The organism is Arenibacter sp. S6351L (assembly GCF_023016025.1).
Taxonomy (GTDB): domain Bacteria; phylum Bacteroidota; class Bacteroidia; order Flavobacteriales; family Flavobacteriaceae; genus Arenibacter; species Arenibacter algicola_B.
Genome location: NZ_JALKBB010000025.1, coordinates 11,387 through 30,276 on the forward strand (window position 1 = coordinate 11,387; position 18,890 = coordinate 30,276).

At 38.9% G+C, this 18,890-nt stretch carries 17 protein-coding genes; 8 read left to right on the forward strand and 9 right to left on the reverse strand.

The features are described 5' to 3' along the window. Positions 1-137: 137 nt before the first annotated feature. From gldG to MWU82_RS17870, 4 genes are read right to left on the reverse strand one after another with little or no spacing between them, the layout of a single operon-like run. Entirely contained in the window at positions 138-1,802 is a 1,665-nt protein-coding gene (gene gldG, locus MWU82_RS17855) for a gliding motility-associated ABC transporter substrate-binding protein GldG (protein ID WP_247097460.1), read from the reverse strand. Continuing rightward, a complete protein-coding gene (gldF, locus tag MWU82_RS17860; RefSeq protein WP_247097461.1) occupies positions 1,802-2,533 on the reverse strand; it encodes a gliding motility-associated ABC transporter permease subunit GldF in 732 nt (243 codons plus the stop codon). Before gldF ends, gldG begins: the two co-directional genes overlap by 1 nt. A gap of 5 nt (positions 2,534-2,538) precedes the next feature. Further along, complete coding sequence (locus MWU82_RS17865; RefSeq protein WP_215947003.1) at positions 2,539-2,835, reverse strand: antibiotic biosynthesis monooxygenase family protein; 297 nt, start codon at positions 2,833-2,835, stop codon at positions 2,539-2,541. Between the two features lie 13 nt (positions 2,836-2,848). After that, the gene (locus tag MWU82_RS17870) at positions 2,849-3,679 is read right to left on the reverse strand and encodes an SAM-dependent chlorinase/fluorinase (RefSeq protein WP_215947004.1); all 831 of its coding nucleotides are present in this window, start codon (positions 3,677-3,679) and stop codon (positions 2,849-2,851) included. 130 nt (positions 3,680-3,809) lie between these two features. Between MWU82_RS17870 and MWU82_RS17875 the strand changes: the two genes are divergently transcribed. Beyond that, entirely contained in the window at positions 3,810-4,763 is a 954-nt protein-coding gene (locus MWU82_RS17875; RefSeq protein WP_111624797.1) for a PhoH family protein, read from the forward strand. Between the two features lie 10 nt (positions 4,764-4,773). Beyond that, on the forward strand, positions 4,774-5,730 hold the full coding sequence (locus MWU82_RS17880; RefSeq protein ID WP_247097462.1) for a phosphoribosylaminoimidazolesuccinocarboxamide synthase: 957 nt from the start codon (positions 4,774-4,776) through the stop codon (positions 5,728-5,730). Here the strand turns inward: MWU82_RS17880 and MWU82_RS17885 are convergent, their stop codons facing one another. After that, complete coding sequence (locus MWU82_RS17885; RefSeq protein ID WP_215947006.1) at positions 5,731-6,396, reverse strand: 3'-5' exonuclease; 666 nt, start codon at positions 6,394-6,396, stop codon at positions 5,731-5,733. After that, on the reverse strand, positions 6,393-8,315 hold the full coding sequence (locus MWU82_RS17890) for a DUF294 nucleotidyltransferase-like domain-containing protein (protein ID WP_215947007.1): 1,923 nt from the start codon (positions 8,313-8,315) through the stop codon (positions 6,393-6,395). Before MWU82_RS17890 ends, MWU82_RS17885 begins: the two co-directional genes overlap by 4 nt. Before the next feature lie 801 nt (positions 8,316-9,116). Here MWU82_RS17890 and MWU82_RS17895 point away from each other — a divergent pair. Together MWU82_RS17895 and MWU82_RS17900 are read left to right on the forward strand one after the other, a co-directional pair. Further along, positions 9,117-10,934, forward strand: a complete 1,818-nt coding sequence (locus MWU82_RS17895) for an SLC13 family permease (RefSeq protein WP_247097463.1) — start codon at positions 9,117-9,119, stop codon at positions 10,932-10,934. 164 nt (positions 10,935-11,098) lie between these two features. Further along, positions 11,099-12,676: a VCBS repeat-containing protein gene (locus tag MWU82_RS17900; RefSeq protein WP_247097464.1), complete on the forward strand. Its 1,578-nt coding sequence runs from the start codon at positions 11,099-11,101 to the stop codon at positions 12,674-12,676. A 136-nt stretch (positions 12,677-12,812) separates the two neighbouring features. Here MWU82_RS17900 and MWU82_RS17905 read toward each other — a convergent pair whose 3' ends face one another. Beyond that, positions 12,813-13,409, reverse strand: a complete 597-nt coding sequence (locus MWU82_RS17905) for a YdeI/OmpD-associated family protein (RefSeq protein WP_247097465.1) — start codon at positions 13,407-13,409, stop codon at positions 12,813-12,815. Positions 13,410-13,468: 59 nt separating this feature from the next. Beyond that, the gene (gene pepT / locus MWU82_RS17910) at positions 13,469-14,692 is read right to left on the reverse strand and encodes a peptidase T (protein ID WP_247097466.1); all 1,224 of its coding nucleotides are present in this window, start codon (positions 14,690-14,692) and stop codon (positions 13,469-13,471) included. Between the two features lie 241 nt (positions 14,693-14,933). On the opposite strand from pepT, the gene MWU82_RS17915 reads away from it, so the two are divergent. Together MWU82_RS17915 and MWU82_RS17920 are read left to right on the forward strand one after the other, a co-directional pair. Continuing rightward, positions 14,934-15,350, forward strand: coding sequence for a hypothetical protein (locus MWU82_RS17915; protein WP_247097467.1), 417 nt, complete (start codon positions 14,934-14,936; stop codon positions 15,348-15,350). An 81-nt stretch (positions 15,351-15,431) separates the two neighbouring features. Continuing rightward, on the forward strand, positions 15,432-16,475 hold the full coding sequence (locus MWU82_RS17920; RefSeq protein ID WP_247097468.1) for a quinone-dependent dihydroorotate dehydrogenase: 1,044 nt from the start codon (positions 15,432-15,434) through the stop codon (positions 16,473-16,475). A 110-nt stretch (positions 16,476-16,585) separates the two neighbouring features. On the opposite strand, the gene MWU82_RS17925 is transcribed toward MWU82_RS17920, so the two are convergent. After that, positions 16,586-16,912 (reverse strand): Dabb family protein, encoded by a 327-nt coding sequence (locus MWU82_RS17925; protein WP_247097507.1) that lies wholly within the window; start codon positions 16,910-16,912, stop codon positions 16,586-16,588. Between the two features lie 353 nt (positions 16,913-17,265). Between MWU82_RS17925 and MWU82_RS17930 the strand changes: the two genes are divergently transcribed. Both MWU82_RS17930 and MWU82_RS17935 read left to right on the forward strand, forming a co-directional pair. After that, a complete protein-coding gene (locus MWU82_RS17930; protein WP_247097469.1) occupies positions 17,266-17,892 on the forward strand; it encodes a LysE family translocator in 627 nt (208 codons plus the stop codon). Between the two features lie 30 nt (positions 17,893-17,922). Continuing rightward, a complete protein-coding gene (locus MWU82_RS17935) occupies positions 17,923-18,789 on the forward strand; it encodes a hydroxymethylglutaryl-CoA lyase (protein ID WP_247097470.1) in 867 nt (288 codons plus the stop codon). Positions 18,790-18,890: the final 101 nt, after the last annotated feature.

Consider the following 18,890-nt stretch of genomic DNA (forward strand, 5'->3'; position numbering starts at 1 on the left):
TTTTTTTAAGGAATCTACATTATTGTACAACCAAAAACAGTGTTTAAATATCTGTTTGAATCCGCAATATTCCTTCAATCACGGCCAAAACAAAGATATTTTAAATGTCCTTTTTAAGGAAACAAACTTATCAACACTTATACCCCATATTTTTTCTTTCGAACGGCGTGAATTAGGAATCCAAAAATAAAGGTCAAACACAGGGGTAGGCCAATATTAATCAACTGCCATTTGGTTTTCTGGTCATTAATTTTTTCAGCATCCAAGAAAGGGATAGTTACTTTCTTGTTCCGAATGTTTATAAGTCCGGTATCGTCCAATAGGTAATTAAGGCAATTTATGAGGAATTCCTTGTTGCCAAAAAAGTTGTTTGTCCATTTATCATAACCTAATTCCAAAGGTCTGCCATTTCGGACCTGGTTTCTTATTAGATCCCCGTCCGAAAGCACTATCATTTTGTTTTCAGGGCCTTGATCCACTATTTTGTCCAGCTTAAGTGGTTTTACCCGGTTTAGGAAGGATGATTTGAAGGCACCTTCGACCAATACCCCTAAAATCTTATTTCCGTCGTTATATAGGTCTTTATCTGGTGGTGTATTAATAATGTCCAGCTGAATTGGCTTGGGCACTCCCTCGGTTTTTGATAAGGGCGAGCTACTGAGTAGGATCTGCTTTTTATAATCACTGCCAAGGGTATCCAAACTACCTGTAAACTGGAACCTGACGGCTTCCAAGTTGTTGTTTATGGGATGGTCGTTCTTGGAAAAGACCATAGGGTTGTAGTACCACGGAACAGGGTTGTATTGGGAACTGTTACCCTCTCCTGTCGCCAAAACTATTTGTGTAAAATAAAGGTCGTTCACCAAATCCGTATTTAAACGAACCCCATATTTAAAGAAAAAATCGTTTAGGTTAAGATTGCGTGGCAGGGCCATGGCGGTACCTTCTTCGTTGAAGAGGCTATCCAGTTCCATAGCCACCTGATCTATGAGCCAGAGCGACTTGCCTCCCCCGGTAATATATTGGTCTAAAATAAATTTCTCTTCATCGGTAAAGGCCTCTGTAGGTTTTGCAATGAGGGCAAGATCAAATCCTTTTAATTGTTCCAGGACCTTTGCTGGATTGGTTGACACCGAGTCCAAGGTAATGGCACCAATGTTGTAATAATCTTTTATGGTGGTCAAATAATCTGCCATATAAATATCGCCCAACTCTCCATTGCCCTTAATGATGGCTATTTTTTTCTTTTCCTTGATGTTCAATTTTGTAAAGGCATCTGCAAAGGCATATTCCAAATGTTGAACGGAATTATTTACCCGCTCTTCCGTGGTGGCACCTAGTTTATTTTTTAATAGGGGTACCTTTACCGTACTGTTGTTATAATTTACCATGGCCCATGGAAAAATAATCTCTTGGGAGACTTTTCCATTCTGTTCAACCGTAACGTTGGTGGGCGTAAGGCCCAAGGCCTGTAGATCTGTGATAACGCCTTCAATTTGAGAAGCTCCCTCAAGTGGATTTACGAAATTGAACTTTATATTACTGTTTTCCGATGCAAATTCCTCTAATAGCTGCCTAGTTTCCACCCTCAATTTTATAAATTCGGGAGGAAGATTTCCATCCAGTAGAATATCGATTATTACCGGTGCACTAAACTCCCCAACAGAATTTAATGCCGCCTTGGAAAGTGTATATCTACCGTCTTCGGTAAGATCTATTCTTGCGTAGAAAAAACTGGCCAGAATATTTACGATCAGCAATAGTAGAACAGCCCTGATTATAGATAATAAACTTTTCTTCATTACCTATTTTGATTTTTTAGTTGATTAATGGTCAGGTAGAGAAAGAATAGGGTAAGACTTGTGAAATAAATAATATCCCTAGTATCCAAGACACCCCTGGCAATACTTTCAAAATGGGCCTTCATTCCTATTTGTTCCACAAAAAGTACCATGGGGCCAGTGGGCAATATTGTGGCCAGACTTTCAAATCCGTACAACATAATAAAGCATAGAACCATACCTATTATAAAGGCCACTATTTGGTTTTCGGATAGGGTGGAAGCAAATATACCAATGGCGGTATAGCTTGCAATTAAAAAGAAAAGCCCAAAATAAGAGCCCAGCACCATACCCATATCCAGATTACCTATGGTTACACCCAATTGGGAAATGGTATATACATAAAGTATTGTAGGCAATATGGCGATCAAGGCCAGACAAAAGGTACCCAAAAACTTTCCCATAACCGTTTCCCATAAGGAGATGGGCTTTATAAAAAGAAGCTCCAAAGTGCCTAGTTTTTTTTCCTCCGAAAAACTTTTCATGGTAATGGCAGGAATCAGAAAAAGAAATACCCAAGGTGCAAGAAGAAAGAAATTGCCCAGATCGGCAAAGCCGTATTCAAAAATATTAAATGGTCCCTTAAATACCCACAGAAACAATCCGTTGAGTACTAAAAATAATCCTATGACCAGATAACCTATAGGTGAGGTAAAAAATGATTGTATTTCTCTTTTAAATATGGCAATCATGTATGTTAGTTAATCGTTTCCTTCTTTGTTAGGCTCCAAGCTTCTGGTTTGTCCTCGAATAATAGTTTGGTCTTCTGCCAGACGCTCTTGAAAAATTCCGAATTTTTATAGTTGTCCAAATCGGTAGCGCTATTCCAATAACTGTAGGTGAAAAATATATTTTTATCTTCCTCGCTCTGTAACAGTTCTAAAAAGGTGCAGCCGTCAGCTTGTCGGATTTTCTTTTTATTGTTTTCAAAGATGGCTTCAAAACTAGCAATATTTTCCTTTTTGAAGGTTAATTTTACAATTCTTACCAACATTTGTTCATTGTCTTTAAGTAAAATTAATAATTACAGTGTCCCTATAATCAAGGCCCAATAGGGTAGAGGCTCCCCCTACGGTATTTAGATCGCTCTTATAAATGGCGATTTCTACATAGCCTGAGGAGTTAAATAGGGCCAGTAATTCTCCAGGGGATTTACGCTGACTTTTGTCCAGGTCGTAATTTATGATGTCGCTGTATTTTTTATGTATCTCCCTTATTTTTTTGTTTCGGGCATGTAGTTCAAAAGGTCTGCCCTTGCCAATGGATTTGAAGGTATTTTGTTGAATGTTGGTTACCACATTACCGTAGTTGTCTATATAAATGACACTTCCGGATATGGTCTTGCCGTCATCGGAAATTCTTGGGTTGAACTCCCGAAGGTCCTTAAGGTCTTTAAAGGGCCTGCCTATTACTTCCAATTTTCCACCTCTAGCAATATGGCTTGCCGCTTTTACAAAAACATCCATTTCAGGAAACGAGCTGTCTATGGTATTGGGCAATTGAATTTCTACCACTTTTTCCGGTACTATTTCAGAAATTATGAGCCCTATTACCCCGTTGTTGGCCATTATAAAATAGTGGTTGTCCACCAAAACGGCTATGTGTTGGTTTTCCGGTGTTAATTCAGAATCCACGCCTACGATATGGATACTGCCATCAGGAAAATTTTTGTATGAATTTTTAAGTATATAAGCGCATTCCTGAATATTAAAAGGTGCTATGGAATGAGAAATATCAACAATTTTTGCATCTGACAATTCCTTGTAAATTGTCCCTTTTATGGCGCCTACAAAATGGTCCTTGTGTCCAAAATCAGTAGTTAAAGTAATTATAGCCATATAGGACTGTTGATATGTTTTTGGTTTGGTAAGTTGTTTTTTTACTTAAGTTTGTTAAACAAAATTACACAAAAAATTAGCGAAGCAAAATATATATTTCATATCTAATCCTTTATAACACCTCTCTTCTTTGAACGAACTTATAATAGAACTTACAGACATTAGCCCAAGGGAATTTTTTGGACAGAATAATGAGAACATAGATTTACTGAAAAAACATTTCCCCAAGCTTAAAATTGTTGCACGAGGCAACAAAATTAAGGTCTATGGTGATGAAGACCTATTGGACGAATTCGACAGAAGGTTCGACCTGCTTACCGCCCACTATGCCAAGTACAATAAGTTGGATGAAAACAGTATTGAGCGACTCTTGGCCAGCAATGGACAGGAAGTATTGGAGTCTTCGGAAATAAGTGGTGAAGTTTTGGTCCATGGTGTAAGTGGTAGGCTTATCAAGGCACAAACGGTAAATCAGCGGAGATTGGTCGATGCCGCTAGGAACAATGATATGGTATTTGCCGTAGGACCGGCGGGAACGGGAAAAACATATACGGGAGTGGCATTGGCTGTAAAAGCCTTAAAGGAGAAACAGGTTAAACGAATTATATTGACAAGACCAGCTGTTGAGGCCGGAGAGAATTTGGGCTTTTTGCCAGGAGATCTTAAGGAAAAGCTGGATCCTTATATGCAACCTTTGTACGATGCCTTACGGGACATGATTGCGCCGGAAAAATTGGCCCATTATATTGAGAATGGTACCATACAGATAGCCCCTATGGCTTTCATGCGCGGTAGGACATTGGACAATGCCTTTGTGATTTTGGACGAGGCCCAGAACACAACCCATGCCCAAATGAAAATGTTCCTGACCAGAATGGGGAAAAATGCCAAATTTTTAATCAACGGGGATCCTGGGCAAATTGATTTGCCAAGACGTTTGATTTCGGGATTAAAAGAAGCCTTATTGGTTCTTCAGAACATTGAGGGGATAGAAGTTATTTACTTGGACGATAAGGATGTGATAAGGCATAAATTGGTTAAAAAGGTTATAGAGGCCTACAAAGGAATAGAGCATAACAATTGATAGTTGCAGTATGGGTAATACGATAATTGATACGAATTTTCATTTTCCAGGGCAAAAGAGCCTTTATAAGGGAAAGGTTAGGGAGGTATATCATCTTGAAAATAATATATTGGTAATGGTTGCCACGGATAGGCTTTCAGCCTTTGATGTGGTTATGCCAAAAGGAATTCCGTACAAAGGACAAATACTGAATCAGATCGCCACTAAGATGATGGCGGATACGGCCGATATAGTTCCCAACTGGTTAATGGCCACTCCGGATCCCAATGTTGCCGTAGGGTTTGCCTGCGAGCCATTTAAGGTGGAAATGGTGATTAGGGGTTATTTATCCGGACATGCCGCAAGGGAATACAAGCTGGGAAAAAGAATGCTGTGCGGTCTCGCCATGCCCCAAGGGATGTCGGAAAACGATAAGTTTCCTACTCCCATTATAACCCCTGCTACCAAGGCCGAAATGGGAGACCATGATGAGGATATTTCAAGGGAAGCCATTTTAGAAAGGGGAATAGTAAGCGAGGAAGATTACCTAGTTCTGGAAAAGTATACCAAGGCACTCTTTCAAAGAGGTACCGAAATTGCCGCAAAAAGGGGATTGATCTTGGTAGATACCAAATACGAATTTGGGAAAACCAAGGATGGAAAGATTGTACTTATTGATGAAATCCATACACCTGATTCTTCCCGGTATTTTTATGCCGAAGGCTACGGGGAACGACAAAACAGGGGAGAGGCCCAGAAGCAATTGTCCAAGGAATTTGTTCGCCAATGGTTGATAAGCAATAACTTTCAGGGTCTAAAAGGACAGGTTGTACCAGAAATGACCGATGACTATATACAAACTGTCTCGGAACGATACATAGAGCTCTACGAAAATATTACCGGAGAAAAGTTTATTAAGGCCGACATTTCGGATATACAGTCCAGAATTGAGAAAAATGTTTTGGGGTATCTGTCATCCTTAAAATAGTTATCCCATTTTCAACAGGTCTTTTAACCGTAGTTGTCCCTTGCCCTTCAATCGACTCCTAATTTTAAGGAATGCTATGGCTGTAATATAGGCATCTCCCAATGCGGTGTGCCTATCTTTCTTGGAAATGTCGAACTTTTCGGCCAATTCGTCCAAGGAATAGTGCTCCTTCTTTTTAAAAACATTGGAGTTTAAAAGTGTCTTTTTGTAAAGATGTGAAGTGTCGAGTACTTTATTTTTTAACCTCGGAAGGCCGTTTCTTTCCAAGGCCCTGTTGATCATTGTAATGTCAAAAATGGCATGGTGTGCTACAATTACAGCATTCTTTAGGAACCCCAATAATTCTTCCATGGCGACACTTTCATTTATGCAGGAGGCCCCTCCATTTTTAAGGATTCCATGAATTTTTGCGGTTTCCGCATTGTAGTGATCCTGTTTTAAAAACAGTTCCAGACTTTGGTTTAAGGCGATGTTCTTGTCGACCAAACTTAAGGCACCAATGCAGAGTATCCTGTCGTTTAAATAGTCGAAACCTGTAGTTTCGGTATCCAATACTACAAACCTTACCTGGCTGAGGTCCTCAATTGGTTTTTTATTGAAACTATTCTCGTATTCCAGCCAATAATCCGGATAGTTGTTTACTTTTTTTTTGAAGAAATCTATCATCGCAACAAGTTTGAAACCTTGAATCTAATACTTACCAACTCCTGTATTTCCTTTATGGTCTTAAATGTTCTTTTTAATTTAATTTTTTCCTCCTTGGTCAATTTGTCTATGGCAATATACCTACCCGAATCATTGTGAAGCAGGCCATGTTTGGTCCTGAACTTTAAAAGGGCCCTGGTAGCAAAGGAACAGGCCATAAAGATTTCCTCGTTGTTGGGTTCCAGCTCCGCCAATTTTTCAAATCGCTCAGCGGTACTGTTGATGGACTTAACCGAATGCGATAAAATTAGTACTCTTGCAGCATCGGTCAGGGGCATTAATGCCCGTCTTTTTAGATCGAAGGAATCTTTATGTTCCCCGTCTTCCTCAACCAACAGCTGTCTGAAAAAGCCTGTTGGGGAAGGGTTTTGTAGTGCCCCACTCGCCAAGTGTAAATAGAATATGGGATATTTTTTAGTGGTTTCAAAAATATGTTCCGATAATTCGTTTACCAAATTTACATCCCCATAGGTAATATTGTAATCGAAAAATATGGAGGAAAGCAATACTTCATCTGTTCCTGGATTTATAATCCAATGGGAAATAGTTTTTTTCCATTCATCCAGGCTTAAGCACCAATTGGGATTGGAGGCCATCATTTCTGCAGGGCAATAATCGTAACCAATATCAAACAATCCTTTGTTTATTAGTTTGGACAATTCCAAAAAATAGGCCGTTGTTTCTATTAGTTTGTCCTCAGGAACATTTTCAAAGACCATGGCGTTGTCCTGATCGGTCTGTAGGAGCTGTTCACTTCGTCCTTGGCTGCCAAGTGCCAGCCATGCAAATTTAACGGGAGGCCTTGTTGGCATTTCCGCCAAGGAAAGTTTAATAATTTGCTTTACACAGGCATCGTTAAGTTCGGATATTATTTTGGTAGTCAATTTAATGGGGATATTTTGATCCAAATAGTCCTGAAGAAGATGCGTAATACTCTTTCTTATTTGTTTTATCGATTTTATTTTCTTGGCCCTATTTATAGCCTTGATCAATACTGCCGGGTTATTCCCCAAAGCCACCATAACATCATGTTTGGATAGTATTCCGATAGCCTTGGAGTTGGGTGTGCCGTCCTTAGTAATACATAAATGGCTGATATTGCTTTTCATCATGGCCATCTGTGCCTGGGTTATCGTGAGGTGTTTGTTATAGGTGATTACCGGGGAAACCATTATTTCCTTAGCCTTGGTGGTAATGGGATATTTACCGGTTACAATATTGTTCCGCAGGTCTTTGTCCGTAATGATGCCGATGGGCATCTTATCCTTGACCACTAGCATAGCTCCAACTTTTTTTTCGGTCATTCTCTTGGCTATAGTTTTGGCCGAGGTGGTCGGGGTACAGGTCACTAATTTTTTGGAATACTGCACAGATTGTAAGTCCAATACATGGGTATCGGGCGCCACAGGATTTGTGTCGGGCACTTCGTCATACAATTTACCGCGATGACTTTTTGAATAAGGATTTCTAGTATTGGAGGCGAAACTTTCTATTAAGAAATTTCCAACCGCTATATTTTTTTGGGCGTAGGGTTTAAAAATGTTGATGGGAATGGCGTATAGAATACTTTCTTCATGTGCTTTTGCACTCATTTTATAATTCTCTTGGGCCATTAAGGGTCTAAGTCCAAAGATATCACCTTCATCACACATGTCCATGATACTCTTGTCCGATCCTTTTTTGAGGGCAACAGCACCCTTGTTCACTACATAGAAATAGGGATGCGGTTCGTCGTTTTCCGCAAAAATAACACTATCCTTTTCCTTGTAGACAATGGTAATTTCTTCGGCAAGGGTTTCAAGGTCGGTCTGGCCTAGGACATTGAAGGGTGGAAAATTTTTCAAAAAATCGGCTACTCTATGTGAAATGGTATTTTTCATTGAATATTATATGTTGTCCTTGGCTTTTAAAAAGTCCATTGTTCTCTTCCCATTTGTGGGTAATACGAACAATAGCTATTTCGTTATCTACTTTACTATAAATTAATATGGGTTAAAGTTAATTTTTAAACTGCATCATTAAAAGAAAAGATGATACGATTTGTTTTGCTTGCCCAGATACTTTAATTACCAATAACGTTCACATAATATCCAATTGAGCTATTGGATTAATTTGGGTTGAATTAATTTTAGATGTAACCATAAATAGTAATGCTATGGAATCACCTTATTTGGATTGTATAGAAGCCTGTCGTAAATGTATAGCCGATTGTCAATATTGTCTACTTCAGATGTCAGGAATGGAAAGTAAAAATGACTGCCCCCTGTGTTGTATCCTATGTATTGAATCTTGTTCGGCAGCACTGCAATTTTTAATGGCAGCTAGCCCATATGCCAAGGATTACTGTAACCTCTGCGCTAAAGTATGTCAATGGTGTGCAGAACAGTGCGCGCAACATGATCATAAACACTGTGAGGATTGTGCAAATTCTTGTGTTAAATGTATGGAGGAATGTCAAAAAGTAGTTATGACCTTATCCAATGAAATTTAAATTTCATCAATCTTACACCATCTTGGGAATATCTTTTTTGTAAGAGAACAGAGCTGTTATTTTAGGTATGTATTTATTGTTAAATGTTGTTTACAGTAAGGTTATGGGCATCTGCCAAAAAGAGATGGCAGAATATTTTGAAGTTATTTGCCATTAGATTTTAAGGGGTTCGAAATATAATAGTTGTAGGATGACATTGGAAATGGGATTGGTGTTTTTGGTTTTGTTCATTACAATAATTTTGTTTGCACTGGAGGTTTTTCCGGTAGATAAAATTGCCTTTTTTATAATTGTTTCATTAACCTTGTTGGGGCTTGTGAAACCGGAAGAGGCCGTTAGCGGTTTTTCCAATAGTGCCACTATAGCGGTTTTGGCTTTGATGATTCTGGCCATAGCTATGGAGGAAAATGGGGTTATTACATGGTTGACCTCCGGATTGGGTAAAATTAAAGTCCTCCCGTTGTTTGCAATAGCTCCTATTTTTATGATTGTAACCGCAAGTATTTCTGCTTTCATTAGTACTACGGCTGTAGTCATTGTTTTTATTAAAATTATCAACCAACTCTCAGATCGATTCAATATTTCCAAATCTAAATTATTGTTGCCTATTTCATTTGCAGGCATATTGGGGGGGTCTTGTACATTAATGGGTACCTCCACGAACCTTATTGTAAACTCTGTGGCACAAAATCTGGGGGCACCTGCCCTGAGTTTTTTCGAATTTACTACTATAGGATTAATTTTTCTAGCCGTGGCCATTGTCTACCTCACCATAATGTTAAAATGGCTGCCTTGGGGCGGGAAAAAGGAATTGGGGAACGATTATAGCGTTACGGATTATATTACAAGTGTCCGGATAAAATCCGGCTCGCAATTGGTAAATAAAAGATTGGAGGAAACATTTTTGTACAACAACCCGGAAATATCAATACTGAAATTGATAAGGGACAATAGGATTCACAATTCACCTGGAAAATATATCACCCTAAAGGAAAATGATCAGTTACTATTAATGTGTAACATATTAAACCTCACTAAATTGAACGATTCTCAAAATTTGGGGCTTAACGAACAAATTTATTGGATGGGGGCCGATCATCAATCCACTGGGGAAGACAAGGTTCCTAAATTGGAAGAACGGGTGTTTGTAGAACTATTGATGCTTCCCGGCGCAGCACTCTTGGGCAAGACTTTGGGGAATCTAAGAGGTTATATGCAACAGGATATTGTACCTGTTGCTATTAAGAAGCGCAAGACCTTGACAAATATTAAGGAACGATTGGTGAGGAGCAGTTCGGATAAATTAGTGCTGAAAGCAGGTGATCGTCTACTAGTAGATGTAAGTAGGCAAAACATAAGATCTTTGGAGGCTATTGAAAATATAGTGCTTTTACAGGAGTTTGATTCGCTTAAGACCCATTCGCGATTCGGAAGAATTTTATCCCTGGCTGTTCTTGGTTTAGTGGTCGTTCTAGCTGCTACAGGTGTTCTATCCATCATGGTTAGTGCTCTGGCCGGGGTTTCTGTATTATTACTCACCAATAACTTAAATTTGGACAGTGTATATAAAAAGGTAAATTGGCAAATTTTCTTTTTGTTGGCAGGGATGATACCTTTGGGTATAGCCATGCACAATACGGGAGCAGATATGTGGATTTCGGAAAAATTATTGGGTCTGTTGGTAGGCCAGTCAAAAATAATAATTATTGGGAGTCTATTTTTCGTCACCATGGTTATGAGCGGGGTGGTAAGTAATAATGCCACGGCAATTATTATGACCCCAATAGCAATGGCATTGGCAAGCGGACTAAATATGGATTTTAAGCCATTTGTCCTAGCTGTAATGTTTGCGGCCAATTTTAGCTTTTTTACTCCGGTAGGCTATCAGACCAATACCTTGATTTATGGAATAGGCAACTACAAATTCAAACATTTTTTCATTATAGGGGGCATTTTAAGCCTTGTCCTATGGATTTTGGCAACCTTTCTTTTGGTGCGGATGGCGTAGTTATTATTATTGTACAATGAGTTTCCTTTTTTTAAAGATGCTCTTTTAGTAATCATTGTAAATCGGTTATTTATGGCATACTTGAAAATTCGGCAGTATCTTCGTAGATTAGGCCCTATCAGAAGGAAATTTTTTATCGAATTCCTTTATTTATATAATATTGCATGAAGAATTTTTTTTCGCTGACCCTCCTTTTAGGATTGCTATTCTCCTGTTCCGGAAACAAAAAGGAATTGCAAGAGTCGGAATTCAAGGAAATACCCGCCACTAATCTCTCGGGAAACCAATTGGCAGAAATTCATTGTGCCAGTTGCCATCTCTTTGTTAAACCGGATCTGTTGCCGAAGTCCAGTTGGCAAAACGACGTACTTCCTGCAATGGGGCATCGATTGGGAATTTATAAAGGAAATGTACGACCAGATAGTCTCTTTGACAATGGAAGGAGCGGAGAAGTGGTTAAAAAAGCAAATATATTTCCGGAAAGACCTCTTATCGCCCAAGCGGACTGGAATAAAATAGTGGATTATTACCTTAACAATGCACCGGATACCATTTTGGCCCCCAAACGGGCCAATAAAATTAAAATGGGCCTTAAGCATTTTAAATACAGGGAGTCTGCTTTTTCCCATACTCCGGCCCTAACTTCCATGGTTAAAATTCTTCCCGAAAATAGGGGAGTGGTATTTGCGGATAGTAAACGAAATATAAATAGCTTAACGTTCCTCACCAAAGATCTTGAAAAGGATTTTGTACTTGGTCTAAAAATGGCACCTGTCCATTATTACGAAAGGTACGATACTATTTATTTGACAACTGCAGGGAAAAATATTTTTCCCAATGACGTGTCGGATGGGGCTTTACAAAAAATATTTACCAAGGGAACAACGGATTCATACACTTCCAATGAGGTGATCCCCAATTTGCAAAGGCCGGTTAATATGGCTTATGGGGATTTAAATAACGATGGATTGGAAGATGTAGTTGCCTGTGAATATGGTAATGAAACCGGAAAATTGGTTTGGTATGAGAATAATGGGGGTGATAAATACACGATGAGGATGTTGGACAACAGGTCGGGTGCCATTACCGCGGTGATAAAGGATGCCAATGGGGATGGTCTCCAAGATATTTTTGTGCTTATGGCTCAAGGGGATGAAGGAGTTGTGTACTATCAAAACCAGGGAGATGGCACGTTTTCCTCCAAAAGATTGCTTTCTTTTCTTCCTCTTAATGGTTCCCAATATATAGAGTTGGTAGATTTTAATGGAGATGGCTTCGATGATATTTTATATGTCTGTGGGGATAACGCAGATAAAACCCCCATATTAAAGGACTATCACGGTATTTATGTATTTCTGAACGATGGGAATTTAAATTTTGAGCAATCTTTTTTCTACCATTTAAACGGGGCTTATAAAGCTATGCCAAGAGATTATGATTTGGATGGAGATCTGGATATTGCAGCAATTTCATTTTTTCCTGATTATATGGGTTCTCCGGAGGAGAGTTTTGTCTACCTGGAAAATAAAGGTGATATGAAGTTTGAGGATTACTCCTTTCCGGAGTCGTTCAGAGGACGTTGGATCGTAATGGATGCGGAGGATATGGATGCAGATGGGGATATTGACTTGGCTCTAGGATCTTTTGTGTATTTTCTTCCATTAGGGGATACGACCGGTCTGGGCCAAAAATGGCTATCCAACGGACCGTCAATAATAGTATTGGAAAATACCACGAAATAAATCAATTACCTCAGAACAGAATTGGAATATCCAATTCCATTTATTTTTTTGACTACTGACTACTGACTACTGACTACTGACTACTGACTACTGACTACTGACTACTGACTACTGACTACTGACTACTGACTACTGACTACCCTTTCCTATATTTATCGTGCAGCCCCAAACCTTTTTCCAAAAGGGAAATACATTTCTCTAGGCGGGACTCCTTGGTCTTTTCCTGTTTGGCTTCAGAAATATACTCGCAATATTCCCTTTGTTTATATGGGGTTAGACTTTCATAATTAAGTTTTAAGGCCTGATTATTGTTAAGTGCTTTTTTTAACAAGGGAGGCATCAAAATTGGCTTGTTTTTTTCAGACGCAAGGGTAAGTCCCTTCTTTTGGTTGCTGATGGCTTCATGAAAATAGGATAAAACCGCGGCTTCATCAATATCCTCCTTAGTGCTGAATTTCCAGTGCCTCATGGCCTTTGTTTTGCCCTCTTGTGCATTTTCCAGCACTTTTTTTGGGTCTTTTAAAAAGACACCATTATAGAACCATATTCCGAAATGATGTTTAAAGGCCAAAATACCAAGAACATTCTTATTGTCTATAGTGTATACTGGGATACCCCATTTGTAAGTTTCAATAAATTCAGTTTTAAGGGCCAATTCCCGCAAAAGTCCAATACCATCCTTAAAGGGCTGTTCCTTTGCATAATAGGCTTCGATCTTTTCTTGTGGATCCATTTTTTCCTGCCAAATGAAATGTATATCGTTGCCCTTGAATGGGCTTATAACTTTTAGGGCTATCTTTTAGCTGTAAGTTCGCAAATTTTTACGATAACATCAACCGCTTTCTGCATGCTTTCTACAGGGACATACTCATATTTTCCATGAAAATTATGTCCGCCTGCAAAAATATTGGGACATGGTAAGCCCATATAACTTAATTGCGAACCGTCGGTGCCGCCGCGTATGGGTTTAATTAATGGTTTAATATTTAAGCTCTCCATGGCCTCTTTGGCGATATCAACAATATGCATTACAGGTTCAATTTTTTCGCGCATATTAAAATATTGGTCTTTGATATCAAGCTTTACGAAATCCCCGTATTCCGCATTCAAATTCTCCGTGATATATTGTAAAAGCTCTTTGCGCTGTTCGAATTTTTTCAGGTCATGATCCCTTATGATCAGTTCAATTTCGGCAAGCTCAATTTCCCCTTTAATATGGTGCACGTGAAAGAAACCTTCCCGGCCCGTAGTTTTTTGCGGGACTTCATGTCCTGGTAATTGGGAAATAAAATCGTTGGCAATCAAAATGGCATTTACCATTTTACCTTTGGCATAACCGGGATGTACACTTTTTCCTTTTATCGTTATTTTGGCACCTGCCGCATTAAAGTTTTCATACTCCAATTCCCCAATTTGGCTGCCGTCCATAGTGTAGGCCCAATCAGCACCAAATGCAGCAACATCAAAATGGTGTGCCCCGCGGCCAATTTCTTCATCTGGGGTAAAACCTACCCTAATTTTACCATGTTTAATTTCCGGATGTTGTATTAAATACTCCATGGCCGTAATAATCTCTGTTATTCCGGCCTTATCATCTGCACCTAACAAAGTGGTGCCATCTGTAGTGATAAGGGTATTGCCCTTGTATTGCAATAGGTCATCAAAATAACTGGGAGAGAGAATAATATTTTCCGCTTTGTTCAGGACAATATCCCCACCATCATAATTTTTGATTATTTGGGGCTTTACCTCGGTGGCGGTAAAATCTGGAGAAGTATCAAAATGGGAAATAAATCCAATAGTAGGCACTTCCTTTTCCAAATTACTGGGCAAAGTCGCCATAATGTAAGCTTTGTCATCGATAACTACATCCTGCATTCCTATTTGCTTAAGTTCCTCCACTAATTTATGGGCAAGTGTCCATTGCTTTTCAGTACTGGGGGTAGTGGCGGAGTTAGGGTCGCTTTGGGTATCTACGGTAATATAACTTATAAACCGGTCTATTATGTGTTGCATAAAACTAAATTTTAATCAAAAATACAGTTTATTATTTTTTATTTGGGCCTGTTGTGTCAACTGTATTGTATAGTATTGGCAGCCGTGGCTCTGGAGGTAATGTGAAGTAGCCCGAGAACCTAGTGTATAATGTGAATTTTAATATACTATTGATGGATTAATATGGAAAGATAACTTTTGGTGAGAAGCAAGTGGTTATATTATTACTTTATATTTGTATTTTAAATTAGCACAAAAACCTATGTGTAAAAAAGTTTTTTCCACCTTGATCTTTATTGTCGGATTTGTGATATCCGTACAGGCACAACAAGAATGTAGTTTGGCCATTGGCGCAACGGAATCGGATACTATTATACAAATATTTCAGCTAAAAGAAGAGCAGATAACCAATTTGGAGGAGTTTAAGGCGGCACTGGAAATAGAAACCCGCTTGTTGGATGAAGAGCGGAAAAATCTATTTGAAAATCACCCGCAAAGTACCCCTGAGGATTTAACGGCATTGGGAGCGAAGTATAAGGTTCTGGAGGAGCGAATGAAGCAGGTTTTTAAAAAATACGACCTTAAACTTTTAGCACTTTTTAATGAAAAGCAATACCAAAGGTATGTTACACTTTGTCAGGAAGTATCGCGGCAACCTTTGGTGGTGGTACCGGAATAAGTTGTAGTAAATGTTAATAAAAAGAGCGTGTTTAGGATAGTTTAGCACGGGTAGTTTGTATTTTTGCGGAAAATAGTTTAAATGTATAAGCAGCTAATCCGCCCCATCCTTTTTCAATTCGATCCAGAAAGAGTTCACCATTTTACTTTTAGAACAATTCGTTTTTTATCCAGTATAGGATTTGCTGGGATATTTAGGGCCATGTATTCGGTCAACGACCCTCGTTTGGAACGTGAATTGTTTGGGTTGAAATTTAAAAATCCGGTGGGATTGGCGGCAGGCTTTGACAAGGATGCCAAGTTGTACAATGAATTATCCGATTTTGGATTTGGATTTATTGAAATAGGAACCTTGACTCCCAAATCTCAGGATGGAAATCCGAAAAAGCGCTTGTTTCGCTTAAAGAAAGATCAGGCCATCGTCAATAGAATGGGGTTTAATAATAAGGGGGTGTTCGATGCTGTTGAAAATCTTAAAAAAAGTCATAGGGTATTGGTCGGGGGCAATATAGGGAAGAACAAGGTGACGCCCAACGAACTTGCAGCAAAGGATTATTTAATATGTTTTGATGCGCTTTTCGATCATGTGGATTATTTTGTTGTAAATGTTAGCTCACCAAATACTCCCGGCCTAAGGGAACTTCAGGATAGGCAACCTTTGACGGCCTTGCTGAAGGAATTGAAAAAGGAAAATAGCAAATTGGCAAAAGAAAAGGCTGGGAAGGAAAAACCCATTCTTTTGAAAATTGCCCCAGATCTAACGGATGACCAGTTGCTGGACATTATAGGCATTGTCAAGGATACGAACATAGATGGGGTAATTGCGACCAACACGACTATTGCCCGTGATAATTTGAAATCCGATGTTTTGTTAAAAGAAGAAACAGGTGGTTTAAGCGGTAGACCTCTTACCAAAAGAAGTACGGAAGTAATCCGGTTTTTGGCACAAAAAAGCAATAAGGCGTTTCCTATTATCGGTGTCGGTGGAATCCATTCTGCCGAAGATGCCCTTGAAAAATTGGACGCCGGGGCCGATTTGGTCCAATTATATACCGGGTTTATTTATGAAGGCCCGTCACTTATAAAGAGAATCAACAAGGCTATTGTTAGTAGAATTAAGAACTGAAAGGGATAAACAGTTTTATTTTGCAAAAAAAAAGCAGGCTTGTCCCAATGCTGGGTAAGCCTGCTTTTTCTTAGGCAAGGTTGATAATTCTTATCCCTTAAAACCTTTAATTATTTAGTCCAATAATCCACTACGGTAACATCTTCCAAATGTGGGGTCAATACCGCTCCAAAAGCCTTATGATCCGGATGTGGAAGATATATGGCCCTATCCTCTTCGCTATTGAAAGTGAGGAAAAAACAATGTGTTAATCCTTTGTTCAATCCTTCAGGACTGTTGTTAATTCCCCATTCGTAACCCACTATTTGTGGTATTTTGGAAGGTAAGGCGCTAAAAGCGGCCTCTACTTTTGCAATGTCCTCTTTGGAGGTATTGGCTTTAAACTTAAAAAGTACTACATGGCGCAATACGCTGTCCTGTTTTTTGGAATTTTCCATTGTTAAATCCTTGTTCAAATTATTAGTGTTTGGGATGTTGTAACTCATCAATAGTATTGCGGCCAAAAGGCTTACGGTATAAAAAACTGGTTTCATATATAAATTTTTGTGGAAGATATAAAAAAGATGGATAAGGGTTGTTCGTTGATATAATATTTATCAAGCTTTATTCGTCAAACCTATTTCAGAAGCCTTTGGCCAAATGCAATACAATAGCCCTACGAATGTGCCCTTGGTATCGGTGCCTAGAAGGGAGCTAAGACCTGCACTTTTGTTTAATGCCATTATTTATAGAAAAAGCGACAATTAATTGCTAATTTCCGACCTTTGTTCACCATACAAATTACCGGGATTTGAATTACGATATATTATTGACATTCGTATTGGCCACGGCCGCATTGGCCATTTCTCCAGGGCCGGACAATATTTTTGTGCTTATCCAGAGTATTACCAATGGAAAGAAATACGGCATAGCAACCGTTGCGGGATTAATGACCGGTTGTTTGGTACATGCAACCTTATTGGCATTTGGCGTTTCCGCTATAATTAAGCAAAACCCAAATTTGTTTTTTGTAATAAAATTGTTTGGAGCCATTTATCTTGTCTATTTGGCCTATAAGGTTTTCAGGAGTAGCGATTATCTGGAAATATCGAATAGTGGGGTAAATAAGAAATCATTGGGTGCCCTATATAAGCAAGGATTTATAATGAATGTTCTTAATCCTAAGGTTACTATTTTTTTCTTGGCCTTCTTTCCCGGGTTTTTGTTTAGTAATTATATAAATATTGTTGTTCAATTCTACGTACTTGCAGGGATATTTATATTGGTCTCTTTTACTATTTTTAGTGCTATAGCCGTCCTTTCTGGAACCATTTCGAAATATATAAATGAGCACGGGCAATTGGGAAAAGTCTTGAAATGGCTTCAGATTATTGTTTTTGTTGGTATTGCTGTTTATCTGTTAATATCTGATAAATAATATTAATTTTGATAAAGCTTAAGCAGGGGAATGTCCAATACCATTAAAATAATAGAATGTCCAAGAGATGCCATGCAAGGTATCAAAACCTTTATTCCCACAGAAAATAAGGTAAGGTACATTCAATCCCTTTTGAATTGTGGTTTCGACACCATAGATTTTGGGAGTTTTGTTTCGCCCAGGGCTATTCCACAAATGGTGGATACGGCTGAGGTTCTTTCCCAATTGGACCTGTCCAAGACTACTAGTAAGTTATTGGCTATTGTTGCCAATGTCAGAGGGGCAATGGATGCCTCCCAACATGGTTCCATTGATTATTTGGGATATCCTTTTTCCATATCGGAGAATTTTCAAATGCGGAATACCCATAAAACAATTGCTGAATCAGTAGCTACTTTGGAAGAGATTTTGAGAATAGCGAATGACTCAGGCAAGGAAGTAGTGACCTATATCTCTATGGGGTTCGGTAACCCATATGGGGATCCTTGGAATGTTGAGATAGTAAGTGAATGGACAACAAGACTGGCAGGGATGGGAGTAAAAATATTGTCGCTTTCCGATACCGTGGGTTCTTCCACCCCGGAAGTAATCGACTACTTATTTTCTAACCTGATTCCAAAATTCCCTGAAATTGAATTTGGTGCCCATCTTCATACCACTCCATCTAAATGGCACGAAAAAGTTGATGCTGCCTATAAGGCTGGCTGTCGTAGGTTTGATGGTGCGGTGCAAGGTTTCGGAGGGTGTCCTATGGCAAAGGATGAGCTAACTGGAAATATGCCCACAGAAAAGATGCTATCCTATTTTACCGCTGTAAAGGCCGACACCAATGTTAATTGGATGGCTTTTGAAGCTGCATTCAATAAGGCATCGGATCTGTTTTCTTCATATCATTGAAATAATTAGGCTGGCAGATTTCAAGATTACTTCGCGTTTTGTTAAATTTTTAAGTTTATTTAGATTTAGTTTAAATTAAGTTTGCCGGTTTGGTTCTTGAT

Bases quoted from the DNA above. Each gene is read 5' to 3' on its own strand.
- MWU82_RS17895 (WP_247097463.1), top strand. From the start codon at position 9,117: ATGACATTGGAAATGGGATTGGTGTTTTTGGTTTTGTTCATTACAATA.
- MWU82_RS17865 (WP_215947003.1), bottom strand. From the start codon at position 2,835: ATGTTGGTAAGAATTGTAAAATTAACCTTCAAAAAGGAAAATATTGCT.
- gldF (WP_247097461.1), bottom strand. From the start codon at position 2,533: ATGATTGCCATATTTAAAAGAGAAATACAATCATTTTTTACCTCACCT.
- MWU82_RS17890 (WP_215947007.1), bottom strand. From the start codon at position 8,315: ATGAAAAATACCATTTCACATAGAGTAGCCGATTTTTTGAAAAATTTT.
- MWU82_RS17885 (WP_215947006.1), bottom strand. From the start codon at position 6,396: ATGATAGATTTCTTCAAAAAAAAAGTAAACAACTATCCGGATTATTGG.
- MWU82_RS17920 (WP_247097468.1), top strand. From the start codon at position 15,432: ATGTATAAGCAGCTAATCCGCCCCATCCTTTTTCAATTCGATCCAGAA.
- MWU82_RS17925 (WP_247097507.1), bottom strand. From the start codon at position 16,912: ATGGAAAATTCCAAAAAACAGGACAGCGTATTGCGCCATGTAGTACTT.
- MWU82_RS17905 (WP_247097465.1), bottom strand. From the start codon at position 13,409: ATGGATCCACAAGAAAAGATCGAAGCCTATTATGCAAAGGAACAGCCC.
- gldG (WP_247097460.1), bottom strand. From the start codon at position 1,802: ATGAAGAAAAGTTTATTATCTATAATCAGGGCTGTTCTACTATTGCTG.
- MWU82_RS17935 (WP_247097470.1), top strand. From the start codon at position 17,923: ATGTCCAATACCATTAAAATAATAGAATGTCCAAGAGATGCCATGCAA.
- MWU82_RS17870 (WP_215947004.1), bottom strand. From the start codon at position 3,679: ATGGCTATAATTACTTTAACTACTGATTTTGGACACAAGGACCATTTT.
- pepT (WP_247097466.1), bottom strand. From the start codon at position 14,692: ATGCAACACATAATAGACCGGTTTATAAGTTATATTACCGTAGATACC.
- MWU82_RS17900 (WP_247097464.1), top strand. From the start codon at position 11,099: ATGAAGAATTTTTTTTCGCTGACCCTCCTTTTAGGATTGCTATTCTCC.
- MWU82_RS17880 (WP_247097462.1), top strand. From the start codon at position 4,774: ATGGGTAATACGATAATTGATACGAATTTTCATTTTCCAGGGCAAAAG.
- MWU82_RS17915 (WP_247097467.1), top strand. From the start codon at position 14,934: ATGTGTAAAAAAGTTTTTTCCACCTTGATCTTTATTGTCGGATTTGTG.